The organism is Mesorhizobium sp. 131-3-5, from assembly GCF_016756575.1.
Taxonomy (GTDB): domain Bacteria; phylum Pseudomonadota; class Alphaproteobacteria; order Rhizobiales; family Rhizobiaceae; genus Mesorhizobium; species Mesorhizobium jarvisii.
This window is the reverse complement of record NZ_AP023254.1, coordinates 3,575,709-3,601,532: the sequence shown is the minus strand read 5'-3', so window position 1 is coordinate 3,601,532 and position 25,824 is coordinate 3,575,709. Positions and strand designations below refer to the sequence as shown.

The following is a 25,824-nucleotide window of genomic DNA, read 5'->3' as shown; positions in this document are numbered from 1 at the left end:
GGAATTCCCTCAAGCGCCGGAATTACGGCGCAAAATCCAGTGTTGTTCTTCTATAGGGACGCCACGGCACGCTTTCAACGCGATGCGCCGCCGACATCATCCGTTTTGGGCCGGTAGCGACCCTTTGTCGTCCTTCAATGCACTTTTTGTCTATCAAAGTATCGGGCGGCGGCGCTCATAAACGGAATAGCGTGTTGCGTGGCTGTCCTTTTCCCCGGCCGGAACCTCCTGCGAACTGACCACGCGCCATGTCTCAGCGTCGATCGGCGGGAAATGCGCGTCGCCATCGACGGCGGCCAGCACATGGGAGACGTGCAGCCGGTCGGCCAGCGGCAGCGCCTGGGCATAGATCTGACCGCCGCCGATCACGCAGGCCTCGTCGATGCCGGTCATGCAGCGTGCGCGCACCGTTGCCAGCTGGATGGCGGCCTCCAGCGTATGCGCCACCTCGACGCCCTCGGCGCGCCAGCTCTTGTCGCGGGTGACGACGATGTTGAGCCGGCCCGGCAGCGGACGGCCTATGCCTTCATAGGTTTTGCGGCCCATGATGATGGGCTTGCCCATCGTGTCGGCCTTGAAGCGCTTGAGATCGGTGGAGAGCCGCCAGGGCAGTCCGCCATCCCGCCCGATCACGCCGTTCTCGGCGATGGCGACGTAGATTGCCACATGCATCAGTTCGCGTCCCCGCCATTGCTGTCCGACGGTTCGAGCAGCAGGATATCGATGTCGTGCTCCGGGTAAAAATCGTTCGCGGTCATCTCGAAACTCGTCGGCCCGACCTTTTTTACATTATCGCCGCAGAACGAGACCAGGGCTTTGGGATTGCCCTTGTCGACGGTCAGCTTGAACTTACCGATGGTGCCCGCCGCCCAGTTGCCGCCGGTGGTCAGGATATAGGCGATGCGGCTTTCATAATATTTGGGATAGCCGTCCGGATTGTCCTTCGCCGCCTTGCGCACCGCGTTCTCGAACGTGTCGTCCATGCAGTAGCGGGTCTTGTATGTCGCATATTGCCCCTGGAACTGGCCGTCATAGAAGAAGCTGACCGACGACGTGCCGCCGACGCTCGGCTTGTAGCGGTGGGAAACGTGAACGTCCTTGTTGGCCGGAAAGGTCGAGCGCCACCAGTAGGTCGAGCGCAATTGCCAGAACGGCGCATAGTTGGATTTCATGCCGCTGCCGTCATCGGCTGTGTCCTCGATGATGATGCCGCGGTTGACCCAGTCATCGGCCACCGCTTTCGGCAGCTTCGCCAATGCCGCCTTGGCCGCATCGCCGAACGGGTTGAACGGCACATTCTGCGCCTTGAGATCGGTGCCGATGTCGATGCCGAGCGCGAACACCTTCTGCTCGAGTTGAGGCTTTGCCGCGGCACCGTCGATCGTCACCTCGAAGCCGAGGAAATTGTCGCTTTGGTTTTCGGGGATGGCCGGCATTTCTTCGGGATCGCCCGAAATGTCGGGCATCGGGAAGGCCACGATCGCGTCGACATCTTTGTCGGTGTTGTTGTGGAAGACGTAGTCGACCGTCACCTTTTCAGGCGAGATGAAGAGATCCTCGCTTTGCATCGCAACGGCATCGCTGCGCGACAGGATCAGCCCGCCTGTGCCAAGCTCGGCAACAGAATCGTTGGCCAATGCGGGTGCCGCCGAAAGCGCCAGCGCCGCAGTCAGAACAGTTCGCAACATCGAAGCCCCCCTCGGCAAGAATGCCCTGACGACCCTAGCCGTTTCAATGCGGCGTTTCAAAGCCCTTCCACTTGCGTGACTACACCACACCGGCCTGGACATGCCAGCGGTCTGGACACGCGGGCGGTCTGGACACGCGAGCGGTCTGGACTAACAGCTTCCGATCGGGCAGGAGTTCGCCCCATGCGCAAGCTTCTCGTCATCGGCATCGGCGCCGGCAATCCAGACCACATGACGGTTCAGGCCATATCAGGCCTGAACCGTGCCGATGTGTTGTTCATCCCCGACAAGGGCGCCAAGAAGAACGACCTTGCCGAATTGCGGCGCGAGATCTGCGACCGCTTTGTCACCAATCCGAAATCGCGCCGCGTCGAATTCGACGTGCCGGTCCGCGCCGAACCGACATCTTCCTACCGCTCGACCGTCGACGGCTGGCACGAAGCCATCGCGGCCATCTACGAAGCCTTGATCCGCGACGAGATTGACGAGGATGGCTGCGGCGCCTTCCTGATCTGGGGCGATCCCTCGCTCTACGACAGCGCGTTGCGCATTCTCGAGCGCGTGCGCCTCAGGAACAACGTCGCCTTCGAACTGGAGGTCATCCCTGGCATCACCGCCATCCAGGCGCTTGCCGCCAGCCACAAAATGGCACTGAACCGCATCGGCGATTCGTTCCTGGTCACCACCGGTCGCAGGCTGACCGAAGAAGGTCTGGCCGGCAATGCCGGCAGCACAGTCGTCATGCTGGACGGCAAATGCGCCTTCAACACACTGGCCGACCCGGATGTCACCATCCATTGGGGCGCCTATCTCGGCACGCCGGACGAAATCATCGTCTCCGGTCGCCTCGGCGATGTCAGCGCCGAGATCGAAAAGGTCCGGGAGGAAGCCCGCCGGCAAAAGGGCTGGATCATGGACACCTATCTGCTGCGCAAGCCCGGTGAGCCAGAAGATATCTAGCCACTGCCCTGGCAGTCGCCACGCAAGCGGGTAACGGGTAACAAGACCGGCGAGACGGATTGGCGGCCCTCAAGAGTTAGAAAAAACAGCGTTTTATGCCAATTTGATAATCAAGCTCCGCCTGGCGGAGCCTGCTCGCCTGGCGTATATCACACATATTGACGTTAAATTCACAGAATTGTATGGTCAGTTGGCCGGTTCGAATCCTGCCGCTGTTTCATCGGCGGCCGCAATCGGCAATGGCGGATCCCGGCGAGGATGATTTCCATGATGTTCAGCGCCAACCTTGCTTGGAACCAATTCGCAACGCGTACCGGCTCACGCTGAACGGGATCATCATGTCCAGCCTGCTTGGGATCGACAACGGCCTGACGGTGACGAAGGCAGTGATCTTCGATGCCGACGGCACCCAGCTGTCGGTGGCCAGGCGCCGTGTGCCGCAATCGATGCCGCATCCCCGCTGGGTCGAACGCGACATGCTGGGCCTCTGGCAGGCGACCGCCGAGGCGATCAGGGAAGCCATTGCCCTGAGCGGTCGGCCAGCTGGCGATATCAAGGCCGTGGCGGCGACCGCGCATGGCGACGGGCTGTATCTGCTCGACAGGAACCGCCGACCGCTCGGCCCCGGCATCCTGTCGCTCGACAGCCGCGCCGGCGAGATCGTCGACGAATGGGCAAAGGGTTCGGTGTTTGCCGAGGCCCTCGCTTTGACCGGACAGGTTCCGCACGCTTCGGCGCCATCGGCGATACTGGGCTGGCTGAAAAAGCATGCGCCGGAACGCTTCAGCCAGATCGGCCATATCGTCGGTTGCAAGGACTGGCTGCGCTTTTGCCTGACAGGCACCGTCGGAACCGATTTGACCGAGGCGAGCACCTCGTTCACCGACGTCCGCACGCAAGTCTACGCGCAGGAGGCGATGCGCATCTTTGGCCTGGAGGAGCTGTTCGCGGCTTTGCCCGGGGCTGCACATTCGGCCGACATTGTCGGCTACGCCACCGCCGAAGCGGCCGCATTGACCGGGCTTGCGGAAGGAACTCCGGTTGCTTGCGGCCTGCATGACGTCACCGCCTCGGCGCTTGGCATCGGCGGCCACGAAGAGGGCGTGGTCAGCATCGTCGCCGGCACCTACTCGATCAACGAAGTGGTCTCCGCCGAGCCGCGTACCGACCAGCGCTGGTTCTGCCGCAACGCCATCGACCTCGGCCGCTGGAACAACATGTCGATCTCGCCGGCCTCGACGGCGAATTACGACTGGTTCCTCGACACGCTCTGCCGGGCCGAACAGGACGAGGCCAAGAAGACCGGCCGCTCGATCCACGAGATGCTGGCGACCGAAATCGACACCGCGCTGAAGAAGCCGTCGACCCTGCTCTTCCATCCCTATCTGTTCGGTTCGCCCTACGGCAATGCCGCCAGCGCCAGCTTTGTCGGCTTGCGCGGCTGGCACGACCGCGGCGACATGCTGAAGGCGGTGCTGGAAGGCATCGCCTTCAACCACCGCACCCATGTCGAAGCCCTGCGCGACGGCTTTGCCGTCCGCGAGGTGCGTTTGACCGGCGGCGGCTCGCGCAATCCGGCCTTCGCGCAGATGTTCGCCGACGTGCTCAACGTGCCGGTCACCGTCACCTCGACCGACGAGGCGGCCGCCTACGGCGCCGCCCTTTGCGCCGGCGCGGCAGTCGGCCTGTTCGCCTCGCCGCAGGAAGGCGCGCGCGCCACCTGCACGGTGAGCCGCGAATACCGCCCGGACCCGGCACGCAGCGCCGTCTTCGACGAGCGTTATTCCATCTATGGCCGCATCGCCGAACAGCTCAGGCCGAAATGGGCCGAAATCGAAAGCCTTGCAGCGCAAGCAATGGGGGGCACAGCATGATCAAGGCCGACGAACGGCGCGAAGAGATCGCCGAATATGTGATAAAACTCGGCCAGGTGCGCATCGACGATCTGGTCGAGCATTTCGGCGTGTCGCGCATGACCATCCACCGCCACATCGACCAGCTGGCGCATCAAGGCGTGCTGCGCAAGCTGCATGGTGCCGTCACCGTGCAGCCATCCGGCCTCTATGAAAGTGCCTTCCGCTACCGGGTGACGGTTGGGCGGGCGGAGAAGGACGCACTGGCTCGCGCCGCCATGGACTACGTCGAGCCGGGACAGGCGGTAATCCTGGATGACTCGACCACAGCCAACGCCGTTGCGCCGCTGCTGCTCGAGGTCACGCCTCTGACCGTCATCACCAACAGCGTGTCGACGGCTGCATTGCTGACCAATGTCGACGACATCGACTTCATCTGCCTCGGCGGTCAGTACCACCGCACCTACAACGCCTATATCGGCATCGTCTGCGAGAATGCGATCTCGCGGCTGCGCGCCAATCTCCTGATTTGCTCGGCCTCCGCGATCAGCGGCACCACGGCCTTCATCCAGGATCAGCATGTGGTGCGGGTAAAGCAGGCGATGATGGCGGCGGCGATCAAGCGCATCCTCCTGGTCGACCATTCCAAGTTCGACAAGGTGGCCCTGCACGTGCTCGACGACCTGGTCAGCTTCGAGGCGGTCCTGGTTACCGACGGCATCGGCGACAAGCATGCGCAAAAGCTGGAGCAGGCCGGGGTCCAGCTGCGTATCGTCAAGACGGCGAGGCCATGACATCAACGGCCGAAAGCCAGCACGGCTCCGAGCAACGGACCGGTGTCCCCGGCGATATCGATGTCGTCATCCTCGGCGCCGGCATCAATGGGGCAGGCCTGTTTCGCGATCTCAGCGCGCAGGGCGTCAGCTGCTGCATCGTCGACAAGGCGGATTTCGGCTCCGGCACCAGTGCGGCGCCTTCGCGCCTGATCCATGGCGGGCTGAAATATCTGGAGACCGGCGAATTCGGGCTGGTGGCGCAGTCGACGCTGGAGCGCAACCTGCTGCTCAAGAACGCGCCGCACTATGTCAGCCCGCTGCCGACGGTCATCCCGATCTTCTCCTGGGGCAAGGGCATGTGGGCGGCGCTGCGCACGCTGCTGGGCTCGACCAGCGCGCCGCGCAGCCGTGGCGCGATCCTCATCAAGATCGGCCTGATGATCTATGATTTCTACGGCTCGCGGCACCGGGTGATGCCGCGCCATCGGCTTGTCGGACGCCGTCAAGCGCTTCGCGACATGCCGGCGTTGACCCGCTCGATCGTCGCCACCGGCACCTACTACGACGCCAAGATCACACATCCCGAACGGCTGGTGCTCGAGCTGATCGCCGATGGTCTGGAGGCCAACCCTAACTCCAGCGCGGCCAACTACGCCTCGCTGGTCTCTTCCTCGAACGGCGTGCTGGCCTTCAGACGACAGAACCGCGGCGAATTCTCGTTGCGGCCGAGGCTGGTCGTCAACGCCGCCGGCCCATGGATCGACCATGTCAACGCGGCACTCGGTGCGCCGTCCAGGATGATCGGCGGCACCAAGGGCTCGCACATCCTCCTCAAGCACGACGCGCTGGTGCAAAGCCTGGCCGGGCGCATGCTCTATTTCGAAGCTGATGACGGGCGCATCTGCCTTGTCTACGACTATCTCGGAAAGGCGCTCGTCGGCTCGACGGATCTCGCGGCCGATAATCCGGATACGGTTCGCTGCGAGCCGGCGGAGATCGGTTATCTGCTGGAAAGCGTGCGCACGCTGTTGCCGGGCATGCGTTTCGAACGCGACCAGATCGTCTATGCCTATAGCGGCATCAGACCCCTGCCCGCATCCGACGCCGCCATCCCCGGCCTGATCAGCCGTGATCATTCGGCGCCGGTGGCGGAGCCGGAGCCATCGCGGCCCTTCCCCATCATCTCGCTGATCGGCGGCAAATGGACGACATTTCGCGGTTTCGCCGAGGAGGTCGCCGACACAGTGCTCGATCGTCTCGGCCGCATCCGCAAGGTGACGACGCGCTCGATGCCGATCGGCGGCGGCAAGGACTTTCCGGCCGACACAGCTGCACGATCAAGCTGGCTGGCCAAGGCCGCATCGGCCTCGGGCATCGACGAGGCCCGGCTCGACCTGCTGCTGTCGCGCTATGGCACCAAGGCATTGCCGATAGCCCGGCACCAGAGTGCATCGAGCAATGAAGACCGCTTGCCGGACTCGCATGACTACAGCGTATCGGAGATCGACTACATCGCTCGCAGCGAATTCGTCGAACATCTGGCCGACATCGTCATGCGGCGCACGACGCTGGCCATCGGCGGTTCCCTGACGACAGGCGATTTGCAGCAGATCGCCCTGATTGCCGGCCGGGCGCTCGGCTGGAACGCTCAGAGGATCAGCGAGGAGATCGACGCGGTTGTCACGCAGCTCAACGGCACCAATTTGATGGGGCTGCAACCGGAGCACCTGCCGCGAACCACGAGCGATCGCGCCAAACTGGCTTGAGCGCGGCACAGCCTCATTGCTGACTTGAAAGCAAGCGTGTCACAGCACCTGTGAGATATTGTCGATTTTTGAAAAATTAAACAATATCAATATCATATATGGATATATATCAGCCGATCGGTCACATGAATGTTACATTGTCAGCAAAGTATCACAGTCATTGACGGTAACTTAACATCGATGTATGGTCGATTGCGCTGGAGGAGCATGCTGCGGGAGGGGTCGATGCAAGCGGACCAACCGCACAGCGGCTTATGCGGCGCTTCGCGCCGACAAGACGAAATGCCACCTCTCATCGCCGCCACTACACAGGTCGTCACAGCATGAGTTCGCAGCCAGCAACCACCACGATGAACCGGCGAGGATCGCCAGGCGTCCGCTGGGTGGCCGTCGCGATCGCGATCCTGGCGCTGCTCGGCGCAATGATCCTCGACACCAAGATCGTCACGATCGGCTCGGCCGAAGACACCCGCAAGGCGGCGTTTTCGCCGGAGGCGTTCGGCAAGGCTGAATTTCCGAACGTGCAATCCGCCGTCGAGCAGCGCGCCGTCGATGCACCGACGCTTGCGGCCGCCATCGCCAAGGACAAGGCGGCCGCGGAGAAACAATATGGCGTGCCGGCCAATGTCGGCACCGAATTCTCGGTCAAGTTCACTGGCGTCGTCGGCGAGGGAAAGTCGGGCATCTACACCGTCAAGGTGGCTGACGTCCCGGACAATCTGGTCATTCGCATCCAGACCGGACCGGCGATCAACGGCACCGATCTGCGCGACGCCACCGGCGCGATCACCTTCGGCCAGTTCACCAACCAGATCGAGTACCAGAATGCGGGCTCGGCCCTGAACAACGAGATGAAGAAGCAGGTGCTGTCGGCCATCGACAACACCCAGCTCACCGGCAAGACCATCTCGGTCGTCGGTGTCTTCAAGCTGATCAACCCCAAAGGCTGGCTGGTCGCGCCGGTGAAGCTGAGCGTCCAATGAATGCGGCGCCCGAATTCGAGCCGGCGCCGGGCGACACCGTGCTCGCGGCCCGCCACATCGTAAAGACCTATGGTGGCACGCACGCGCTCAAAGGGGTCAATTTCGACATCCGCCGCGGCAAGGTCACGACGCTGTTCGGCGAAAACGGCGCCGGCAAGTCGACATTGATGAAGATCCTCTCCGGCGTGACGACGCCGACATCGGGAACCATCGAGCTCGACGGCCAGTCCGTCACCTTCTCCTCAGCCTCCGACGCCCGCGATCGCGGCATCTCCATCATCCATCAGGAACTCAGCCTCGCGCCCAATCTGAGCGTGCGCGACAACATCTTCATGGGCCGGGAAATACGCGGCGCGACCGGTGTCGATTTCGCCGAGGAGGCCCGCCAGACGCGGCGGCTGATGGCCGACCTCGAGGAAGACATCGATCCACTGACGCTGGTTCAGGACCTGCGCCTGGGACAGCAGCAGATCGTCGAGATCGCCCGCGCGCTCTCGGTGGATTCACGCATCCTGATCATGGATGAACCGACCTCGGCGTTGAGCGCCACCGAGGTGGAGGTGCTGTTCAGGGTGATCCGCGACCTCACGGCCCGCGGCGTCTCGATCGTCTATATCTCGCACCACCTCGAGGAGGCGTTGCAGATCACCGACCACGCCGTGGTGCTGCGCGACGGCGCGATCACCGCGACGGCCAACGCCAGGCACATCAACCTCGAATGGATCGTCCGGAACATGGTGGGCGAGAACTTCGATTTGGGCTCGCCGCCCACCGGATACGCCTTCGGCGAGGTTACCTTGTCGGTCGAGGATGTCAGTGTCCCCGATGCATCGAGCTCGGAACGTTCCGTGGTCGACAGGCTGTCGCTTGCCGTACGCAGCGGCGAGATCGTCTGCATCTACGGGCTGATGGGCGCCGGGCGCACCGAATTGCTGGAATGCATCGCCGGGCGCCTGCAGCCATCGGGCGGGCGCATCCTGCTCGGAGGCAACGACATCTCCCGCTTCGGCATCGCCGAGCGCATCGCCAGGGGGCTCGTGCTGGTGCCCGAGGATCGCCAGCGTGACGGCCTGGTTCAGACGATGTCGGTCGGCGCCAACCTGTCGCTCGCCAGCATCGGCGCTTTCGTCAGGGGAATGCTGTTGTCGCGCTCGCAGGAGCGGACGCTGGTCGAAGCCTCCATCCGTGACGTGCACGTCAAGACCGCGGGCGGCAGCGCGCCTATCGGCTCGCTGTCCGGCGGCAACCAGCAGAAGGTCGTCATCGGCAAGATGCTGACCACCAATCCCAGGGTCATGCTGCTGGACGAGCCGAGCCGCGGCATCGACATCGGCGCCAAGGCCGAGGTGTTCCGGCTGCTCAGCGAGCGGGCGGCGCGCGGGCTCGCCGTCGTCTTCTCGACCTCGGAAGTCGCCGAATGCCTGAGCATCGCGCACCGGATCATCGTCATGCATCGCGGCAGGATCTCGGCCGAATTCGGTGCCGATGCCACGAAGGAGGAGATCATGGCCGCTTCCGGCGAGGCCGTGGTCTCCGACCATGAAGAACACAGGAGCCACCACCGTGACCGACGCTAGCCCCGATCGCAGCCGCTCCCCGAGGGTTTCGGCCGACGGCTTCAGCCTGGCCAAGCTTTTGCTTGAGGGCCGCGCCTTCTTCGCGCTGATCGCCATCATCATCGTCTTCTCGCTGCTGTCTCCCTACTATTTCTCGGTCGGCAATTTCCTGACCATGGCCTCGCATGTCGCCATCTTCGGCATACTGGCGGTCGGCATGCTGCTGGTCATCCTCAATGGCGGCATCGACCTGTCGGTCGGCTCGACGCTGGGCTTCTCCGGCGTGATCGCCGGCTTCCTGATGCAGGGCGTGCAGCTGACCACGTTCGGCGTCATCCTCTACCCGCCGGTCTGGGTCGTCGCGGTGCTGGTCTGCGTGCTCGGCGCGCTGGTCGGTCTGGTCAATGGCGTCCTTATCGCCTGGCTGAAGGTCCCCGCCTTCGTCGCCACGCTCGGCATGCTCTACGTCGTGCGTGGCGCGGCCCTGCTGATGACCAATGGCCTGACCTATAACGATCTCGGCGGCAAGCCGGAGCTCGGCAACACCGGCTTCGAATGGCTGGGCTTCAACCGCCTGCTCGACATCCCGATCGGCGTGCTGGTCATGGCCGTCATCGCCATCATCGGCAGCATCATCCTCAACCGCACCGCCTTCGGCCGCTGGCTCTACGCCTCCGGCGGCAACGAACGCGCCGCCGAACTCTCCGGCGTGCCGGTCAAGCAGGTGCAGGTGTCGGTCTATATGCTCTCGGGCATCTGCGCCGCCGTGGCCGGCCTCATCCTGTCCTCCGAACTGACCTCGGCGGGTCCGACCGCCGGCACCTCTTACGAGCTCACGGCAATTGCCGCGGTCGTCATCGGCGGTGCGGCGCTCACCGGTGGCCGAGGCAACATCCGCGGCACGCTGGTCGGCGCCTTCGTCATCGGCTTCCTGTCAGATGGTCTGGTGATCATCGGCGTCTCTGCATATTGGCAAACAGTGTTCACCGGCGCGGTCATCGTGTTGGCGGTGCTGCTCAACGCCATCCAGTATCGCCGCCGCGTCAAGCTTCCGAGCACGGCCGGCGGCTCGCCCACTTCTCCACAAAAGGACAAGGCCACAACGGCCGATCCCGCCCTCGAGAAGACCGCCGGCTGACCGGCGCGATTGCTAACCAAAGGAGGAACTCTATGTATCGCAGTGCCAGAATTCTGATGCTCTCGGCCTTCGCCCTTGCCGCACCGATCGTCGCGGCAGGCGCGGCGTCGGCCAGCGGCCTCATCTCGATCATCGTCATCGACCCCGCCAACCCCTACTGGCTCACCGAAGGCAATGTCGCCAAGGCCGAAGCCGAAAAGCTCGGCTACACCGCGACCGTCGGCGCCTCCAAGGCCGACACCAACACCGAGAGCAAGCTGATCGACACGGCGATCACCAACAAGTCCGTGGCCATCATCCTGGATCCGGCCGATGCCAGCGGCTCGATCGGCGCGGTCAAGAGGGCGATCGCCGCCAACATCCCGGTCTTCCTCGTCAATGCCGAGATCAACCAGGAGGGCCTCGCCAAGGCGCAGCTTGTCTCGAACAACGCCCAGGGCGCCGCGCTCGGCGGCCAGCAATGGGTGACGGCCATCGGCGAGAAGGGCAACTATGTCGAGTTGCTCGGCGCCCCCTCCGACAACAACGCCGCGACACGGTCGAACGGCTACGAGACCGTTATCAGCCAGTATCCCGACCTCAAGAAGGTCGGCTCGGAAGTCGCCAACTGGGACCGCACCCAGGGCCACGACAAGATGCAGAGCCTGCTCCAGGCCCATCCCGACATCATCGGCGTGACCAGCGGCAATGACGAGATGGCGCTCGGCGCGATCGCTGCGCTGAAGGAGGCCGGAAAACTATCGAGCATCAAGGTCGGCGGCTTCGACGGCTCGCCGGACGCTGTCGCCGCCATCAAGGCCGGTGACCTGCAATACACCGTGCTGCAGCCGGTGGCCGTCTACTCGGCGAAAGCCGTGCAGCAGGCGGACTCCTTCATCAAGACCGGCAAGACCGGCGCCGCGACCGAAAAGCAGCTGTTCGATTGCCTCCTCATCACCAAGGACAATGTCGACAAGTATACGGCTCCGTTCACGCTCTCGGAGTAAGAAACCCGACGAGGGGTGGCCTTTCGGTCGCCCCTCTGTCCTATCATGCGGGCCGGCACGGTTGCGCCATTGCAATATAGGCCGGGATCTCTGCCTTGCGCCTCGTCGAGCGAGGCCAGAGGCTCATCCATGAGCAGCAATCTGGGTCTGGCGAGCAGTGCCCGCCTCATCGCCACGGGCTGCTTCTCTACGCCAGCCGTCGCTTCAAAATGGCGCAGAACTCAAAAGTGTTGTGCGGCGTGGCATAGACTTGCTCCACTTCCAGCCCGATCAGGCCGAGATTGGAAAGCACCTCTATTCCCGAGCGAAAACTTTGAGGTGTAAATTGCCAAGCGTGAACATCGATGTAGGCCCCAGCGGAGGTGTCGTACTGGCTCATGGCCACGGAAACACTGGACAGATTGTGACGAAATCTCGGTACCCCGTGATCGCCGGTCCAATGGCGAACCGGATCATTATGCGTGGCTAGAGCAATGTGTTCGATGACGCTCTTTGCGGTGTGAACTTTGTTGCCTCGAGCGCCGATGAAATCGGCAATCGAACTCTCTGCGATGAAATGGTCGAAGCAGTAGCGCTTGTCCGGGATAATCAGGAGGTATCTGCCTGTCGCAGTGAGAATCCTCGCGACCTGATTCAAGTGGTAAATCAGGTCCGGTTGATGCTCGACGCAGTGACTGCTCAGGCAAAAATCAAACTTTTTGTCCACGATGCTCAAGTCGCCGGTGCTGGAAACATAGTCGATATCCACCGGGACGGTGTAGACATAGCCGATCGCATTAGCCCTGTTGATCAGTCCTTGTTTGTCCATGACGTCGAAATATTTAACGTTTGGACCGCGCAAAGTCGGATTCGTGAAAGGCCCCACCTCAAGCGTTGATTTGCCGTCAACAAGAGAAGCGAGGGCATTTCGGTTGAACTCTGGCGGAGCGGCGTCCATCTCAATTTCCTCGTTGGTCGCGTTGCGAAACTACCAATCATGGTCGCGCGCGGGAATCAATCGCGACTGGGGATTGCGGTGATAATGCAGGCGGCACGATCGCAGCATCTGGTTCGCGCGGTGACCTGCCCCGATTGCGTTGGCAGCGCGAAACCTCGCTCCGCCCACGCCTCTCAGCCCGCATCGATCTCCGCCTGCAGTGCATCCATATGCGTCGCCGCTGCCGCGGTGGCCGCACGCTCGATGGCGCGGAAACGGCTGACCACCGCAAGGCCGATAGCCGTCAGCTGCGCGCCGCCGCCCTTGCGGCCTCCGGTCTGCGCGGCGACCAGCGGCTTGCCGAACACCCGGTTCATGTCCTCCACCAGATCCCAGGCGTGCTTGTAGGACATCTCCATGCCGCGCGCGGCGGCCGAGATCGAGCCGAAGGTGGCGATCTGCTCCAGAAGCTCGATCTTGCCCGGACCGATCCGCCCGTCGGGATCGAGATTTATCCGCAAGCTCAGCGATGGCATCTTTGCTCCCCCGCGGTCACCAGGACTCCTGCCGAAGCCACTTCAGCGAGAGCGTTATTCCAAATCAATATAGCGGCGATCGCCGCTTCTGTCAGCCATCGACCTCGAGCGGCAGGCCGGCGCCGGTGTTGGCCCGGTCGAAACTCACTGTCTTGACCACGGCGAAAACCTTGCCGCCGAGCCGCAGTTCCAGCGCCTGCCGCGACTGTTCGGTGATGCGGGCGAGCACGGTTGCGCCATTGCAATCGATGTCGACCTCGACCGCCGGCCCTTCGCCCGGGCGGATCGCAACGATCGTGCCGGGCAGGATGTTGAGCGCGCTGAGGCCTGTCGGCTTCTCCGCAGCGATCATCACATCACGGGCACGGATGCGGACACGCACGGGAGCCCCGGTTTTCATCGCCAGGCGCGGCACGCGGATCTCTCCGGCGGCCGAGACGAGCACGGTCATGCCGAAAGTCTCGTCGTGGCGCAGAACCTTGGTGTCCAGCACCGCACCGCCCTCGCCGCGCTCTTCCGTCGGCAGCAGGTCGAGCCTTTGCATCACCACTTCGGTCGGGCCACCGGCGACGACCTTGCCTTGCGCCAGCATCACCACGTCGCTCGCCAGCCGCGCCACCTCGGCGACCGAATGGCTGACATAGACGATCGGAATCTTCGTCTCATCGCGCAGCCGTTCGATATAGGGCAGGATCTCGGCCTTGCGCGCCTCGTCGAGCGAGGCCAGCGGCTCGTCCATGAGCAACAATCTGGGGCTGGCGAGCAGCGCCCGGCCGATCGCCACGCGCTGCTTCTCGCCGCCCGAGAGCTTCACCGGGCGCCTGTTCAGCAGCGGGCCGATGCCGAGCAGGTCGACGACGGCATCCATGTCGGCGTAGCGCTCCTTGGCCGGCGTGAACCAGCGGCCGTAGCGCAGATTGCTGGCCACGCTCATATGGGGAAACAGGCGTGCGTCCTGGAACACCATGCCGATGCGGCGCCTGTGCTTCGGCACGAAAATGCCGGCATCGGTGTCGACCAGCGCACGGCCCTCCACCTCGATGCGGCCCTTGTCGGGTCGGATCAGCCCGGCGATCATGTTGATGAGCGTGGTCTTGCCCGAGCCGGATGGCCCGAACAGCGCGGTGAGCCGCCCGGCGCTCTCGAAGCGCGCCTCGATGGCGAAATCGCCGAGCCGGTGGCCGATGTCGACGCGGACGCTCATTCGATGTCCATCCGTCGCCCAACCCGTCGCGCCAGCACTTCCGAGGCGACCAAAGCCGCCATCGAGATGACGACCGAGATCAATGTCAGCCGCAATGCTCCCTCATCGCCACCCGGCACCTGCGTGAAAGTGTAGATCGCCGAGGGCAGCGTCTGCGTTTCGTTGGGGATGTTGGAGACGAAGGTGATGGTGGCGCCGAACTCGCCCATCGCCTTGGCGAAGGCCAGGATGGCGCCCGCGATCAGCCCGGGCAGGATCAGCGGTAGAGTGATGGTGGCAAACACCCACACAGGATTGGCGCCAAGCGTTCCCGCCGCCGCCTCCATCTTGCGGTCCACCGCTTCGATCGACAGCCGGATTGCCCGCACCATCAGGGGAAAGCCCATGACGCCGCAGGCCAGTGCCGCACCCGTCCAGCGAAACGAGAAGACGATGCCGAAATGCTCGGCCAGGAAGGCCCCGGCCGGGCCGCGCTTGCCGAAGGTCAAAAGCAGGAGGTAGCCGGTCACGACAGGCGGCAGGATTAGCGGCAGGTGAACCACGCCGTTGAGCAGCGTCTTGCCCCAGAATTGTCCGCGGGCAAGCAGCAGCGCGATGGCTATGCCCGGCGGCAGGCTGGCGAGCATCGCCACGGTCGCCACCTTGATGGACAGCCGGACCGCATTCCATTCGTCGGGAGTGAGGTCCAGCAGCCAGGTCATATTGCGCTATCAGGCCCTGTTCAGTTGCTCGGCGTGAGCACGGTAAAACCCTGTTCCTTGAAGAGCGCGCCGGCCTTGGCGGACTGCAGGCATTTCAGGAAAGCCGTCGTATCCTTGTCCTTCGAATCGGCGGTCTGGGCAACCGGATAGATGATCGGCGGATGCGAATCCTCCGGGAAGGTGCCGACCACCTTGACGCCCTTGTCGGCATGCGCGTCGGTGGCATAGACGATGCCGAGAGCGGCCTCCCCTGTCGAAACCAGCTTGAGCGCCGCACGCACGTTCTCGGCCTGCGCCACCTTGCTTTCGACCGAGGACCAGACGCCGAGCGATTCCAGTGCCGCCTTGCCGTACTTGCCGGCCGGCACCGCCTTGAAGTCGCCCATGGCGAGCTTGCCGTCGCCGACCAGCTTGGCGAGGTCGAAACCCTTCTCGATCTTCGTCTCGACCGTCGAATCCTTTGGCGCTACCAGCACGATCTCGTTGCCGAGCAGCTTCACCTCGGTATCGGGCTTGGTCAGCTTCTTGTCGGAAAGATACTTCATCCAGTCGAGATCGGCCGAGATGAAGACGTCGGCCGGCGCTCCGCCTTCGATTTGCTTGGCCAGTGCCGAGCTTGCCGCATAGGAAACAGTCGCGGCCTCGCCGACATCGGCCTCGCAAGCCTTGTTGACCGCGTCGAGCGCGTCCTTGAGGCTGGCCGCCGCGAAAACCACGACCTTGTCTTGCGCATGTGCGGCCGGCATCGCTGCCATCGCCGTCGCCGCAAGACCGCCAATGGCGATCGCCTTCAACCCGAAGCCCTTGCGCGTCATCGAAAACTCTCCCTGGTTGGAAATCCGTGCGGCGCGAAGCCTGCCGATCGATATATCCGCATGAATATAACAAGGGAAGGCCCGGCGGCTCGCGAAAACGCCTATGCCCCACCGATCGTTCTGGTAAGACGAGCAGGAAACCCAATGCATGTCGCCCAAAAGTGACCTCGGTTTTGCGAGAACGGCCTGCATGAAAGCAACGGAGAGCCCAATGAAGATCAGCGCCCGCAACGTGCTCAAGGGAACGATCACCGAGATCGTCAAGGGAGCCACCACGTCGCATGTCAGGATCGACATCGGCAGCGGCGCCATCGTCACCGCCTCGATCACCAACGAGGCCGTCGCCGACCTCAAGCTCGAAAAGGGCAAGCAGGCCTATGCCGTGGTCAAGGCCTCGGACGTAATGGTCGGCATCGACTGAGCCGTCTGCGGCTCAAACGGCGATGGGCGCCTTGATCGAGGCATCGGCGACATAGTTTTCCAGCCGGAAATCCTCGAAACGGAAGGCGAACAGGTCCTTCACCTCCGGATTGATCCACATCGTCGGCAGCGCCCTCGGCGTGCGCTGCAATTGCTCGCGCGCCTGTTCAAAGTGGTTCGAATAGAGATGCGCATCGCCCAGCGTGTGGACGAAATCGCCCGGCTTCAGCCCGGTCACCTGCGCCACCATCAGCGTCAGCAGCGCGTAGGACGCGATGTTGAACGGCACGCCGAGGAAGATATCGGCCGAACGCTGGTAGAGCTGGCAGGACAGCCGGCCTTCGGACACGTAGAACTGGAACAGGCAGTGGCAGGGCGGCAGCGCCATCGCCTCCACCTCGGCCGGGTTCCAGGCCGAAACGATCAGCCGGCGCGATTGAGGATTGCGGCGTATCTCCTTGAGAAGGCCCGCGATCTGGTCGATCGAGCCGCCATGGCCGTCCGGCCAGGAACGCCACTGCCTGCCGTAAACGGGGCCAAGGTCGCCATTCTCGTCCGCCCATTCGTCCCAGATCGTGACGCCGTGGTCGGTCAGGTATTTGATGTTGGTGTCGCCGGCCAGGAACCACAGGAGCTCATGGATGATCGACTTCAGGTGCAGCTTCTTGGTCGTGGTGACCGGAAAGCCGCGCGCCAGGTCGAAACGCATCTGGTAGCCGAAGACGGAGCGCGTGCCGGTGCCGGTGCGGTCGCCGCGATCGGCGCCGTTGTCCAGCACATGCCGCAAGAGGTCGAGATATTGGCGCATCGGTTCCAGCTCGATTCGAGATTTCACCAATCATAGCGCATGTGCGCGCCGGCGCCACGCCTGTCTGAGATTCTTTCCCCACCCGGACATGAAGCGGAGCGCTCATCAGAACCCGCGCTGGCGGACCGAAAGCGCATAAAACCGTGCCGATCGGTCGCCAGAGCAGAAATTGTCAGACCTCTCAGAGCGAGCCGAGTTTGCCCAGATCCTTGGCCACCAGATAATAGAAGGTCACGCGGCTCTTGGTGTTGTCTGCGTGCATCGCCTTGCAGGTCTTCTCGATCGACGCGTCGGCTTTCGCCCCATCGCTGACGCCGAGCTTCTTGGCCACCCAGCTCTCCTTGACGCGCTCGAGCTCCTTAGGGTCTGTGCAGGACACCAGCGAGGAATCGCGGTTCCTCAGCGCAATGCCCAGATGCTTGACGATCTTTTCGACCGCGTCGGCACTGGCGCCCGCGTCGTACTTCTTCACATCCGCAAGATAGTCGGCCATCAAAAATTCCCCTCGTCGGCGCCACGGATCCGATCGATGAGGGCTGTGGCGCGCTTCGCAATCCGTGCGCTAGGTCGGTTACTCCTCACCGCTCGCAAAGCTTCCGTTGTGACCGCGCCCAAGTCAACCCTTGCCGTCGCAATTTGACACAGCGACAAAGCCACATTGCGGCCTTTCATTTCCGGCGAACGCCCCCTATATTCGATTTGTCGGCTTGACCGACTATGGCGATAAATGGGCGATGAAATAAGCCGTTCGGACCCGGGGGCGGTACCCGGCGCCTCCACCAAAAGCCGCTGTTGACGACAGAGCGGTTTTTGCTGGGGGCGAAATAGGATCGACGAAGGTGTAAAGATCGTACTTTTGCCCGGCATTGTACCACCGTCATCGGGCTAAACTTATAGTTGCCAACGACAACTATGCGGAAGCACGTCTCGCTGCTTAATGCAGTGCGATAGCTTCAAATCAAGCCCTAGGGGTTCGCACTTCTAGGCGGGGTTCGGAGGTACCTGGCAACAGAAACCTCCACTTCTCCCCTCCCTCGATCCACGTCATGCGCAACGGCCGCTTTTGCCGTCCGGACTTCGCACGGCCTCGGGCCGCGAAGCCGCCGCTCGCGTGTCTTTTCTCCAATGCAAAACGATTCCGATCGACTCTTCGTGCTGACCGGTGGTCCGGGCTCCGGCAAGACCACTTTGATCGCAGCCCTGCGTCGGGCGGGCTTTGCGACTTCCGTTGAAGCCGGACGCGGCATCATCCGCGACCAGTCCTCGATAGGCGGAACCGCCCTGCCCTGGAGCGACCGCGCGCTGTTCGCCGAACTCATGCTGTCGTGGGAGATGCGCTCATATCGGGACGCGATCGAGCAGAAGGGACCGGTTTTCTTCGATCGCGGCGTGCCGGACACGCTCGGCTATCTCAGGCTGAGCGGCCTGCCCGTGGCAGAACACATCAGTGCCGCCGCCAAGCGCTTGCGCTACAATCCGCGCGTGTTCGTCGCTCCGCCCTGGCCGGACATTTTTGCGCAGGACGAAGAACGCAAGCAGACTTCAGACGAGGCCGAGCGCACCTACCATGCGATGGCCGGCGTCTATACGGAGCTGGGTTACGACCTTGTTGCGCTGCCCCTGGTTCCGGTCGAGACACGGTTGCGTTTCGTATTGGCCGAGGCAGGGCTGAAATGAAAAGGCCGGGAAAACCCGGCCTTTTCATGCGCTTGCGAGCAGTGCCTATTCCGCCGGCGCTTCGACCGCCTCGCGCGAACGGCCGAGCGTGACCTTGGCCAGCGTGAAGGAAATTACCGCGCACAACGTGATGCCGGCGACCATTGGCAGCGGCGTGCCGTCGAAGAATACGCCGGCGACGCCCATGGCGAGCGCGCCGATGGCGAAGTGCAGCGTGCCCATCAGCGCCGAGGCCGTGCCGGCGATCTCGCCGTGCTCTTCCATGGCCAGCACCGAGGTGGTCGGAATGACCAGGCCAAGGAAGCCGTAGCCGACGAACAGCAGGGCTGCCATCACGTCGAGCCGATCGACGCCCGTCGCCATGATCGCGAGCAGCACCACCATCGTCGAGGCGTAGCCGGTCACCGCGACACGCACCACGCGCCGCAGTCCGAAACGCTCGGCCAGCAGGCCCGTCAGCTGCGACATGCCGATAAAGGCCACCGCATTGATCGAGAAGAACACGCTGTAGATCGAAGGCGACAGCCCGTAATGGTCGATCAGGATGAAGGACGAACTCGACAGATAGACGAAGAAGCTCGCAATGCCAAAGCCGGCGATCGCCACCAGGCCAAGGAAGTTGCGGTCACCCATCAGGAAGCGGTAGCCGGCAAGCGCGGTGCCGAAGGAGGAACCGACGCGCTCTGCCGCCGGCCGCGTTTCCTTGAGCGAGGTCGCGAGCAGGATGGTGGCAAGGGCCGCCGCCCCGGTCACTGTCCAGAACACGGCGCGCCAGCCGAAATTCTCGATGATCTGGCTGCCGGTCAGCGGCGCCAGGATCGGCGACACCGAAAAGACCAGCATCAGCAAGGACATCAGCTTGGCCGCCTCATTGCCCGTATGCAGGTCGCGCACGATGGCGCGCGGCACGGCCATGCCGGCGCTGGCGCCGAGGCCCTGCAGGAAGCGGAAGGCGATCAGCCATTCGATGGTCGGCGCCATGGCCGAACCGATGCCGCCGACCATGAACAGCGCAAGACCGCCATAGAGCGGCAGCTTGCGGCCGACCATGTCGGAGATCGGCCCGACGACGATCTGGCCGAAGCCCATCGACAGGAAGAAGATCAGCAGGCTCATCTGCACGGCGGCGGTGCCGGCGTGCAGATCCGCGCCGATCGACGGCAAAGCGGGAAGATACATGTCGATCGCGAAGGGGCCGATGGCGGACAACAGGCCGAGCACGACCGCGATGCGGAGGAATTTGGGACTCATGATATTGGCTTCTTTCGAAATCTGGTTGCCGCCGCCAAGCGACGTCTGACCTAGGACGTTCCATCCTGAGATGGTTCCGACACTCCAGCAGCGAATCTTGTCGTCTCCCGGCGCGAAATCTCTTTATCGCATGTCCACAAATTTAGACAGTCTTGTCTAAATCGTCAATCACCTCTATATAGATTTTCATGAGAGCGAGCGTTTCTCCTGACACTTTCCCGCCACGCGGCCATGAGGCCAAGCGCCTGTCGATCATCGACGCCGCCGCTGGCGTGTTCTGCCGCGAAGGCTTCGCCGGCGCCAATATCGACCTGATCGCCGCCGAGGCCGGCGTCTCGCGCCAGACCGTCTACAACCACCATGGCGACAAGGAAAAGCTCTTCATGGCCGTGGTGCGCGATCTCACCGATCGCTGCAATGTCGGCATATTCGCCACCATTGCCACCTTTCCTGACCAGCCCGGCGATCTCGAAGCGGATTTGATCGGCTTTGCCGTGCGCCTGAATCAGAACTGCATCTGCAATCGCGACGGAAAATTCCTGCGCAAGCTGATCCAGACCGAAGGCGAACGCTACCCCGAACTGTTTGCCGAATGGCGCGAACAGGGTCCGGGCACGACATTGCCGGCAATCGCCGCCCGCTTCGCCCGCCTCGCCTATGGCGGTTACCTGACGATCGACGACCCCGACGTCGCGGCGCGCCAGTTCTTCGGCCTAGTCAATGCCGAACTGCAGACCACCTTCATGCTCGGCGGCACGCCGCGCGAGGACGAAGTGGTGCGATCGGCGACGAATGGCGTGCGCACCTTCCTGCGCGCTTTCGGCAAGCGCCCTTCCCCGGGCAGCGTCAAAAAGCACACTGCGCTGGCCAACGCATAACATTTGCGATTGCCGGTAAGCCGACTTGCCGATCAAATCGTTGGCAATAGTCCTCGCTTCGACGCGACGGTGGGCTATATCAGGTTTACGCCGCGCTCAAGCTTGATTACAGCTATGCGGACGATTCAACGGAACCCGACCACCACATGGCCGACGACCACATCCGCTACGACATTCTGGCCCAGGAGGCGTTGCGCGGCGTCATGCGCAAGGTCCTGGCCGAGGTCGCACGCACCGGCCTCCCCGGCAACCATCATTTCTTCATCACCTTCCTGACCGGCGCGCCCGGCGTGCGCGTCTCGTCGCGCCTGCGCGAGCGCTATCCCGAGCAGATGACCATCGTCATCCAGTTCCAGTACTGGGACCTCAAGGTGACCGACACCGGCTTCGAGGTTGGCCTGTCCTTCTCGGACGTGCCGGAGAAACTTGAAATCCCGTTCTCGGCCGTGCGTGGCTTCTATGATCCCTCGGTGAATTTCGAGCTCGAGTTCGACGTCAAGACCGATGCGCAGCCTGAAGAGGAACCGGCCCAGCCGGCGCCCGAGACGCTGACCATCGTTTCCGAGAAGAAGCCGAAGGCCGAGAAAAAGGCTGCCGCCGAGCCGGAGAAGAAGCCCGCCGCGACCGAGGCCGGCGCCAAGGGCGCCGAAGTGGTTTCGCTCGACGCCTTCCGCAAGAAATAGGTTCGCGGTCCGCGCCATGGCCGACATCGTCAATCTCCGCCAGGCTCGCAAGCAGAAGGCGCGGGACGAGAAAACGCGCGTCGCCGAACAGAACCGGGCCCTGCATGGCCGTTCCAAGGCGGACAAGCAACGCGACCGGTTGAATGCCGACAAGGCCGAAAAATTTGTCGCCGGCCATCGCCTCGACCCGTCCGGCAAAGATAAGCAGTGAGTATTCGGCCGTGAGCGTCGTCGAAAAGCGCTCGGTGACCATTCGCGGCCATCGCACCAGCTATTCCCTCGAAAAGCCCTTCTATGACGACCTCGTCGCCATCGCTGCGGCGAGAAAGCTGACGCTGGCCGCGCTTGTCGCCGAAGTCGATGAGACACGGCCCCGCGAGACCAACCTGTCCTCGGCGCTGCGGCTGCATGTGCTGGAATGGGCGAAGCGCGGAGCCAGCTTGGACTAGACACCCTCGACCGCGTCCGCCTTTTTCCCGCGCCTGGTACCGAAGCCAAGCAAGGTCGAACGGTCGCGTTCCTCGGCCTGTTTTCTCGACCGCACGCGCATCAGATCCTTCCAGCCGACATAGCCGACCAGTTGCAGGCTTTCGCGGGTCACGACCGGCAGATGCGAGACATTGGCCATCAACAGCTTGTCGGAGAGGCCTTCGAGATACTCGTCGGGAAAAGCGAGCGTCACCTTGCTTCCAGCAAGCAGGTCGCAGAGCGTCGTCGTCCTGTGCTTGCCGGCGCGGCGCCAGCGCAGGATAGCCGGCGGATCGATGAGGCCGAGCACCCGCCTGTTCTCGTCGATCACCGGGAAGCTCGGATGCCGGGTTTCCGGCGCGGTCAGGAAGGCGGCGGCGCCATGCAGCGTCATCGTCGCCGGCACGCTCTCGACCTGCGCCGTCATCACCTCGCGCACCCTGGTCAGCGCGAACGGGTCGACGCGGTATTCGCGTACGAGGTGGTGCCCTCGCCTGGCTATCTTTTCGGTCAGGATCGACCGCTTCATCAGGAGCACGGTGACGGCATGCGCCGCGGCACAAGCCGCGATCAGCGGCACCAGCACATGCGTGTTGCCGGTCAGTTCCACGGCAAAGAACGTCGCCGTCAGCGGCGCCCGCATCGTGCCGCCCATGGTCGCCGACATTGCAAGCAGCGCCCAGAAGCCCGGATCCGCCGCGGGCAGGATGCCGGCGAGCACCGCCCCCATTGCGCCACCCATGATCAACAGCGGCGCCAGCACGCCGCCTGATGTTCCCGAACCGAGCGCCACCGACCAGATGATGGCCTTGACCGCCAACAGCAGCAGTGCGGCGGCCGCGACCGTTCGACCATCCAGCATGTCGGCGATGTTGTCGTAACCAACGCCGAGCGCCCGCGGCTCGATCAGCCCGCCGATGCCGACCACCAGGCCGCCGATCATCGGCCACCACATCCAGTGGATGGGCAGTTTCTGGAAGGCGTCCTCGCAGGCATAGACCATCTGGGTGAGCAGCCCCGACAAGAGGCCGGCGCAGATGCCGACCAGAACCCAGCCGCCAAGCCCCACGAACGAGATCGCCATGCTGCCTTGAAACGGAAAGATCGGCCCAGGCAGATGCAGCGCGGTACGCTCGACCTCGGCAATGATCGCCGCAACCGCCACGGGGATGAAGGAGCGCGGCGTCCATTCGAACAGCAGCAGTTCCACCGCCAGCATGATGGCCGCGATCGGCGTCCCGAACACGGTGGTCATGCCCGCTGCCGCGCCTGCCACCAGCAGCGTCTTGCGTTCGTTGTCGGTGACCGGCAGCATCTGCGCGATCAGCGAGCCGATCGCACCGCCGGTCATGATGATCGGGCCCTCGGCGCCGAATGGCCCGCCGGAGCCGATCGAGATCGCCGACGACAACGGCTTCAGGATCGCCACTTTGGCATCGAGCTTCGAGCGCCCGAGCAGGATCGCCTCGATCGCTTCGGGAATGCCATGGCCACGGATCTTCTCACTGCCATATCTAGCCATCAGGCCGATGATCAGGGCGCCGATGACCGGCACCACCACCGCGGCAAGCCCAAGCGGCGTATCCTGCAATTTCAGCTCGGCGAACGTGAACTGGCCGAAATAGGCAACGTTGGTGGCAAGCCGGATCAGTTTCAAAAGCACGATACCGGCGAACAGCCCCGCCGTGGCGACCACCACGGCGATGGTCGCGATGGTCAATACCCGCGCGTCCGTGGTGAAATCCCTGAGATGGCTGTTTTCGGAGGGCTTCATGGCGGGCTTTCTGGCGGCGGCCGGATCTCGAATATGCGGCACGGCGAAGACGCCGGCCGGCTTGTCGGCTCGCTATGTATCGTAACACGATATAAATTCAAGCTGGTTTTGCATCAAAACCGTTTGAGCCTTTGGCCGGAATGGAACAAATGTCTGGAATGACGCAGCCCGGAAAATCTCGCCCCGCCATCGAACTGGCCGACTACCAGCGGCTGTCCGAGTTTCGCTATCTGATCCGCAGCTTCCTCGAATTCAGTCAGCTGCAGGCGGAAGACGCCGGCCTGACGCCGCGCCAGCATCAGGCCTTGCTGGCGATCAAGGGCTATCCGGGCGGCGGACCGGTGACGGTCGGCGATCTGGCGGAGCGCCTGCGCATCCGCCATCACAGCGCCGTCGAGCTGATCAATCGCCTGAGCGACGCCGGACTGGTCGTGCGGGACCAGGACAAGGACGACCATCGCCGCGTGCTGCTGCGGCTGACCGAACGCGCCGACGATTGCCTGGCCGAACTGTCAGCGGCGCATCTCGATGAGCTTTCGCGCATCGAGCCCATGCTGAGGCGCTTGCTCGATCAGGGCCGCGAGTGACGCTTCGGCATCCTGCGCTGGATGGCACCTTTATTTTTCGGGCGCCCGCATCTTTTGGCTTCCCGGCATCGTCTAGGCGATGAGAGGCCAAAGGGCGCAAGGCAATCGAGAGGAAGACCTGCGATGAAACGCCATCTGATACTCTACAAGATGAAGCCCGAACGAGCCGATGAGAACGAGCGGCTGATCCAGGCCGTTTTCCAGGAATTGCGCGACAAATCGCCGGACGGCGTCCGCTACATGACGTTGCGCGCCGCCGATGGGACATTCATCCATCTGGTCGAAACGCAAACCGATGCGCATTCTGGTAGCATCACCGGCCTGGCCACATTCGAGGCTTTTCAAAGCGGCTTCAGGGATCGCTGCAGCGAACCTCCGCAACGCGACGAGGTGACCGTGGTGGGCAGCTACCGGATGCTGAATGCGTGATCGAGGAAGATGAGGTCGCAGAACGGAGGCTCATGAACATTCCCATTCCTGGCGGGCAGCATGGGCTCTTTGAGCGCCTGTTTGGGGAATTGCGCCCCAAGCTGCACCGCTACTGTGCCCGCATGACCGGCTCGGTCTTCGATGGCGAGGATGTGTTGCAGGAGGCGCTGGCCAAGGCGATCGAGGCCCTGCCCGTTGCCGGCCCGATTGCCAACCCGGAAGGCTGGCTGTTTCGCATCGCCCACAATGCGGCGCTCGATTTCCTGCGCCGCGGCGCTCGCGAACAGGCCTATTCCGACGAGGATTTGGACATGATCGCCGACCCGGCGAATCCCACCATCGATCGCCAGGCCGCTTCCGCGGGGCTGCATACTTTCATGCGCCTTCCCGTCACGCAGCGAAGCAGCGTCATCCATGATGGACGTTCTGGGCTATTCCCTGCAGGAGATCAGCGCCACGCTCGATACCAGCATCCCCGCGGTCAAGGCCGCGCTGCATCGCGGCCGCGACCGCCTGCGCCAGATTGCGCACGAGCCCGACGACCGCCCTCTCCCGAGACTGGGCGCCGCGGAACGTCAGTTGCTCAACGCCTACATCGATCGCTTCAATGCCCGTGATTTCGACGCGGTGCGCGACATGCTGGCAGAAGAGGTGCGGCTCGAACTGGTAGCCAAGACACGGCTCAACGGCCGCAAGGAAGTCGGCACCTATTTCGGCAACTATTCCCGGGTGCGCGATTGGCATCTCGCGCCCGGCTTCGTTGAAAACAGGCCAGCAATCCTCGTCCGCGACCCCAACGACCCGACGGCCCGACCCGCCTATTTCATCCTGCTGGCCTGGCACGACGGCAGGCTCGCCGCCATCCGCGATTTCCGCCACGCCCGCTATATCGCCGACAGCGCCGAACTGCTCGTTCTTTGAAACGATTTCGGGACGGGAAGGCCTCGCCCTACTGCCCTACTGCCCTACTG

Annotated in this window: 27 protein-coding genes, 1 other RNA gene and 1 pseudogene; 18 read left to right on the top strand and 11 right to left on the bottom strand. The window is 63.2% G+C overall.

Translation table 11 applies throughout. The features are described from left to right. Window positions 1-153: 153 nt before the first annotated feature. Together JG747_RS17605 and JG747_RS17600 are read right to left on the bottom strand one after the other, a co-directional pair. Entirely contained in the window at window positions 154-672 is a 519-nt protein-coding gene (locus JG747_RS17605; protein WP_202359693.1) for a dihydrofolate reductase, read from the bottom strand. Further along, window positions 672-1,688, bottom strand: a complete 1,017-nt coding sequence (locus JG747_RS17600) for a DUF4424 domain-containing protein (protein ID WP_202359692.1) — start codon at window positions 1,686-1,688, stop codon at window positions 672-674. Before JG747_RS17600 ends, JG747_RS17605 begins: the two co-directional genes overlap by 1 nt. Before the next feature lie 183 nt (window positions 1,689-1,871). Here JG747_RS17600 and cobF point away from each other — a divergent pair, with 183 nt between their 5' ends. From cobF to JG747_RS17560, 8 genes are all read left to right on the top strand, one after another. Beyond that, window positions 1,872-2,648 (top strand): precorrin-6A synthase (deacetylating), encoded by a 777-nt coding sequence (gene cobF, locus JG747_RS17595; protein ID WP_202359691.1) that lies wholly within the window; start codon window positions 1,872-1,874, stop codon window positions 2,646-2,648. Between the two features lie 338 nt (window positions 2,649-2,986). Beyond that, on the top strand, window positions 2,987-4,522 hold the full coding sequence (locus JG747_RS17590) for an FGGY-family carbohydrate kinase (RefSeq protein ID WP_027047004.1): 1,536 nt from the start codon (window positions 2,987-2,989) through the stop codon (window positions 4,520-4,522). Continuing rightward, the gene (locus JG747_RS17585; protein ID WP_019859015.1) at window positions 4,519-5,295 is read left to right on the top strand and encodes a DeoR/GlpR family DNA-binding transcription regulator; all 777 of its coding nucleotides are present in this window, start codon (window positions 4,519-4,521) and stop codon (window positions 5,293-5,295) included. The genes JG747_RS17590 and JG747_RS17585 overlap by 4 nt, the downstream gene beginning before the upstream one ends. Then, window positions 5,292-7,043: a glycerol-3-phosphate dehydrogenase/oxidase gene (locus JG747_RS17580; RefSeq protein ID WP_202359690.1), complete on the top strand. Its 1,752-nt coding sequence runs from the start codon at window positions 5,292-5,294 to the stop codon at window positions 7,041-7,043. The genes JG747_RS17585 and JG747_RS17580 overlap by 4 nt, the downstream gene beginning before the upstream one ends. 323 nt (window positions 7,044-7,366) lie before the next feature. Beyond that, on the top strand, window positions 7,367-8,026 hold the full coding sequence (locus tag JG747_RS17575; protein ID WP_064983863.1) for a DUF2291 family protein: 660 nt from the start codon (window positions 7,367-7,369) through the stop codon (window positions 8,024-8,026). Next, a complete protein-coding gene (locus JG747_RS17570) occupies window positions 8,023-9,603 on the top strand; it encodes a sugar ABC transporter ATP-binding protein (RefSeq protein WP_202359689.1) in 1,581 nt (526 codons plus the stop codon). The genes JG747_RS17575 and JG747_RS17570 overlap by 4 nt, the downstream gene beginning before the upstream one ends. Then, on the top strand, window positions 9,566-10,720 hold the full coding sequence (locus JG747_RS17565) for an ABC transporter permease (protein WP_019859020.1): 1,155 nt from the start codon (window positions 9,566-9,568) through the stop codon (window positions 10,718-10,720). The genes JG747_RS17570 and JG747_RS17565 overlap by 38 nt, the downstream gene beginning before the upstream one ends. A gap of 32 nt (window positions 10,721-10,752) precedes the next feature. Continuing rightward, a complete protein-coding gene (locus tag JG747_RS17560) occupies window positions 10,753-11,706 on the top strand; it encodes a D-ribose ABC transporter substrate-binding protein (RefSeq protein WP_069092458.1) in 954 nt (317 codons plus the stop codon). Between the two features lie 187 nt (window positions 11,707-11,893). On the opposite strand, the gene JG747_RS17555 is transcribed toward JG747_RS17560, so the two are convergent. The 5 genes from JG747_RS17555 to modA all read right to left on the bottom strand — a co-directional run bounded on the left by JG747_RS17555 (window position 11,894) and on the right by modA (window position 15,878). Beyond that, window positions 11,894-12,643 carry a hypothetical protein gene (locus JG747_RS17555; RefSeq protein ID WP_019859022.1) on the bottom strand — a complete coding sequence of 250 codons (750 nt, stop codon included), beginning with the start codon at window positions 12,641-12,643 and terminating at the stop codon, window positions 11,894-11,896. Window positions 12,644-12,816: 173 nt separating this feature from the next. Next, window positions 12,817-13,158, bottom strand: coding sequence for a winged helix-turn-helix domain-containing protein (locus tag JG747_RS17550; RefSeq protein ID WP_010910183.1), 342 nt, complete (start codon window positions 13,156-13,158; stop codon window positions 12,817-12,819). Between the two features lie 91 nt (window positions 13,159-13,249). Beyond that, window positions 13,250-14,362, bottom strand: coding sequence for a molybdenum ABC transporter ATP-binding protein (gene modC / locus JG747_RS17545; protein WP_019859023.1), 1,113 nt, complete (start codon window positions 14,360-14,362; stop codon window positions 13,250-13,252). Further along, on the bottom strand, window positions 14,359-15,063 hold the full coding sequence (modB, locus tag JG747_RS17540; RefSeq protein ID WP_202359688.1) for a molybdate ABC transporter permease subunit: 705 nt from the start codon (window positions 15,061-15,063) through the stop codon (window positions 14,359-14,361). Before modB ends, modC begins: the two co-directional genes overlap by 4 nt. A 20-nt stretch (window positions 15,064-15,083) precedes the next feature. After that, window positions 15,084-15,878, bottom strand: coding sequence for a molybdate ABC transporter substrate-binding protein (modA, locus tag JG747_RS17535; RefSeq protein ID WP_019859025.1), 795 nt, complete (start codon window positions 15,876-15,878; stop codon window positions 15,084-15,086). Between the two features lie 211 nt (window positions 15,879-16,089). Here modA and JG747_RS17530 point away from each other — a divergent pair, with 211 nt between their 5' ends. Then, complete coding sequence (locus tag JG747_RS17530) at window positions 16,090-16,299, top strand: TOBE domain-containing protein (RefSeq protein ID WP_019859026.1); 210 nt, start codon at window positions 16,090-16,092, stop codon at window positions 16,297-16,299. 12 nt (window positions 16,300-16,311) lie between these two features. Here the strand turns inward: JG747_RS17530 and JG747_RS17525 are convergent, their stop codons facing one another. Both JG747_RS17525 and JG747_RS17520 read right to left on the bottom strand, forming a co-directional pair. Next, a complete protein-coding gene (locus tag JG747_RS17525; protein ID WP_019859027.1) occupies window positions 16,312-17,106 on the bottom strand; it encodes a thymidylate synthase in 795 nt (264 codons plus the stop codon). Between the two features lie 181 nt (window positions 17,107-17,287). Further along, window positions 17,288-17,599 (bottom strand): DUF2853 family protein, encoded by a 312-nt coding sequence (locus JG747_RS17520; protein WP_064983857.1) that lies wholly within the window; start codon window positions 17,597-17,599, stop codon window positions 17,288-17,290. Window positions 17,600-17,768: 169 nt separating this feature from the next. On the opposite strand from JG747_RS17520, the gene ssrA reads away from it, so the two are divergent. Both ssrA and JG747_RS17510 read left to right on the top strand, forming a co-directional pair. Further along, window positions 17,769-18,129: a transfer-messenger RNA gene (ssrA, locus tag JG747_RS17515) on the top strand. A 102-nt stretch (window positions 18,130-18,231) separates the two neighbouring features. Beyond that, complete coding sequence (locus JG747_RS17510) at window positions 18,232-18,783, top strand: AAA family ATPase (RefSeq protein WP_202359687.1); 552 nt, start codon at window positions 18,232-18,234, stop codon at window positions 18,781-18,783. A 45-nt stretch (window positions 18,784-18,828) separates the two neighbouring features. On the opposite strand, the gene JG747_RS17505 is transcribed toward JG747_RS17510, so the two are convergent. Beyond that, window positions 18,829-20,034, bottom strand: a complete 1,206-nt coding sequence (locus JG747_RS17505; protein WP_069092461.1) for a multidrug effflux MFS transporter — start codon at window positions 20,032-20,034, stop codon at window positions 18,829-18,831. 188 nt (window positions 20,035-20,222) lie between these two features. On the opposite strand from JG747_RS17505, the gene JG747_RS17500 reads away from it, so the two are divergent. From JG747_RS17500 to JG747_RS17485, 4 genes are all read left to right on the top strand, one after another. Beyond that, window positions 20,223-20,912, top strand: a complete 690-nt coding sequence (locus tag JG747_RS17500) for a TetR/AcrR family transcriptional regulator (protein WP_019859030.1) — start codon at window positions 20,223-20,225, stop codon at window positions 20,910-20,912. A 146-nt stretch (window positions 20,913-21,058) separates the two neighbouring features. Continuing rightward, window positions 21,059-21,595, top strand: coding sequence for an SspB family protein (locus JG747_RS17495; RefSeq protein WP_019859031.1), 537 nt, complete (start codon window positions 21,059-21,061; stop codon window positions 21,593-21,595). 16 nt (window positions 21,596-21,611) lie between these two features. Next, entirely contained in the window at window positions 21,612-21,806 is a 195-nt protein-coding gene (locus JG747_RS17490; protein ID WP_019859033.1) for a DUF4169 family protein, read from the top strand. 10 nt (window positions 21,807-21,816) lie between these two features. After that, window positions 21,817-22,044, top strand: a complete 228-nt coding sequence (locus JG747_RS17485; protein WP_019859034.1) for a ribbon-helix-helix domain-containing protein — start codon at window positions 21,817-21,819, stop codon at window positions 22,042-22,044. Here the strand turns inward: JG747_RS17485 and JG747_RS17480 are convergent. Next, on the bottom strand, window positions 22,041-23,837 hold the full coding sequence (locus JG747_RS17480; RefSeq protein ID WP_202359686.1) for a chloride channel protein: 1,797 nt from the start codon (window positions 23,835-23,837) through the stop codon (window positions 22,041-22,043). The genes JG747_RS17485 and JG747_RS17480 overlap by 4 nt on opposite strands. 140 nt (window positions 23,838-23,977) lie before the next feature. Between JG747_RS17480 and JG747_RS17475 the strand changes: the two genes are divergently transcribed. From JG747_RS17475 to JG747_RS17465, 3 genes and pseudogenes are all read left to right on the top strand, one after another. Then, window positions 23,978-24,424 (top strand): MarR family winged helix-turn-helix transcriptional regulator, encoded by a 447-nt coding sequence (locus JG747_RS17475; RefSeq protein WP_202359685.1) that lies wholly within the window; start codon window positions 23,978-23,980, stop codon window positions 24,422-24,424. Window positions 24,425-24,547: 123 nt separating this feature from the next. Continuing rightward, window positions 24,548-24,853 carry a hypothetical protein gene (locus tag JG747_RS17470; RefSeq protein WP_202359684.1) on the top strand — a complete coding sequence of 102 codons (306 nt, stop codon included), beginning with the start codon at window positions 24,548-24,550 and terminating at the stop codon, window positions 24,851-24,853. 32 nt (window positions 24,854-24,885) lie between these two features. Further along, window positions 24,886-25,774: pseudogene (locus JG747_RS17465) on the top strand (sigma-70 family RNA polymerase sigma factor). Window positions 25,775-25,824: the final 50 nt, after the last annotated feature.

Bases quoted from the DNA above. Each gene is read 5' to 3' on its own strand.
- JG747_RS17605 (WP_202359693.1), bottom strand. From the start codon at position 672: ATGCATGTGGCAATCTACGTCGCCATCGCCGAGAACGGCGTGATCGGG.
- JG747_RS17600 (WP_202359692.1), bottom strand. From the start codon at position 1,688: ATGTTGCGAACTGTTCTGACTGCGGCGCTGGCGCTTTCGGCGGCACCC.
- cobF (WP_202359691.1), top strand. From the start codon at position 1,872: ATGCGCAAGCTTCTCGTCATCGGCATCGGCGCCGGCAATCCAGACCAC.
- JG747_RS17590 (WP_027047004.1), top strand. From the start codon at position 2,987: ATGTCCAGCCTGCTTGGGATCGACAACGGCCTGACGGTGACGAAGGCA.
- JG747_RS17585 (WP_019859015.1), top strand. From the start codon at position 4,519: ATGATCAAGGCCGACGAACGGCGCGAAGAGATCGCCGAATATGTGATA.
- JG747_RS17580 (WP_202359690.1), top strand. From the start codon at position 5,292: ATGACATCAACGGCCGAAAGCCAGCACGGCTCCGAGCAACGGACCGGT.
- JG747_RS17575 (WP_064983863.1), top strand. From the start codon at position 7,367: ATGAGTTCGCAGCCAGCAACCACCACGATGAACCGGCGAGGATCGCCA.
- JG747_RS17570 (WP_202359689.1), top strand. From the start codon at position 8,023: ATGAATGCGGCGCCCGAATTCGAGCCGGCGCCGGGCGACACCGTGCTC.
- JG747_RS17565 (WP_019859020.1), top strand. From the start codon at position 9,566: ATGAAGAACACAGGAGCCACCACCGTGACCGACGCTAGCCCCGATCGC.
- JG747_RS17560 (WP_069092458.1), top strand. From the start codon at position 10,753: ATGTATCGCAGTGCCAGAATTCTGATGCTCTCGGCCTTCGCCCTTGCC.
- JG747_RS17555 (WP_019859022.1), bottom strand. From the start codon at position 12,643: ATGGACGCCGCTCCGCCAGAGTTCAACCGAAATGCCCTCGCTTCTCTT.
- JG747_RS17550 (WP_010910183.1), bottom strand. From the start codon at position 13,158: ATGCCATCGCTGAGCTTGCGGATAAATCTCGATCCCGACGGGCGGATC.
- modC (WP_019859023.1), bottom strand. From the start codon at position 14,362: ATGAGCGTCCGCGTCGACATCGGCCACCGGCTCGGCGATTTCGCCATC.
- modB (WP_202359688.1), bottom strand. From the start codon at position 15,063: ATGACCTGGCTGCTGGACCTCACTCCCGACGAATGGAATGCGGTCCGG.
- modA (WP_019859025.1), bottom strand. From the start codon at position 15,878: ATGACGCGCAAGGGCTTCGGGTTGAAGGCGATCGCCATTGGCGGTCTT.
- JG747_RS17530 (WP_019859026.1), top strand. From the start codon at position 16,090: ATGAAGATCAGCGCCCGCAACGTGCTCAAGGGAACGATCACCGAGATC.
- JG747_RS17525 (WP_019859027.1), bottom strand. From the start codon at position 17,106: ATGCGCCAATATCTCGACCTCTTGCGGCATGTGCTGGACAACGGCGCC.
- JG747_RS17520 (WP_064983857.1), bottom strand. From the start codon at position 17,599: ATGGCCGACTATCTTGCGGATGTGAAGAAGTACGACGCGGGCGCCAGT.
- JG747_RS17510 (WP_202359687.1), top strand. From the start codon at position 18,232: ATGCAAAACGATTCCGATCGACTCTTCGTGCTGACCGGTGGTCCGGGC.
- JG747_RS17505 (WP_069092461.1), bottom strand. From the start codon at position 20,034: ATGAGTCCCAAATTCCTCCGCATCGCGGTCGTGCTCGGCCTGTTGTCC.
- JG747_RS17500 (WP_019859030.1), top strand. From the start codon at position 20,223: ATGAGAGCGAGCGTTTCTCCTGACACTTTCCCGCCACGCGGCCATGAG.
- JG747_RS17495 (WP_019859031.1), top strand. From the start codon at position 21,059: ATGGCCGACGACCACATCCGCTACGACATTCTGGCCCAGGAGGCGTTG.
- JG747_RS17490 (WP_019859033.1), top strand. From the start codon at position 21,612: ATGGCCGACATCGTCAATCTCCGCCAGGCTCGCAAGCAGAAGGCGCGG.
- JG747_RS17480 (WP_202359686.1), bottom strand. From the start codon at position 23,837: ATGAAGCCCTCCGAAAACAGCCATCTCAGGGATTTCACCACGGACGCG.
- JG747_RS17475 (WP_202359685.1), top strand. From the start codon at position 23,978: ATGGAACAAATGTCTGGAATGACGCAGCCCGGAAAATCTCGCCCCGCC.
- JG747_RS17470 (WP_202359684.1), top strand. From the start codon at position 24,548: ATGAAACGCCATCTGATACTCTACAAGATGAAGCCCGAACGAGCCGAT.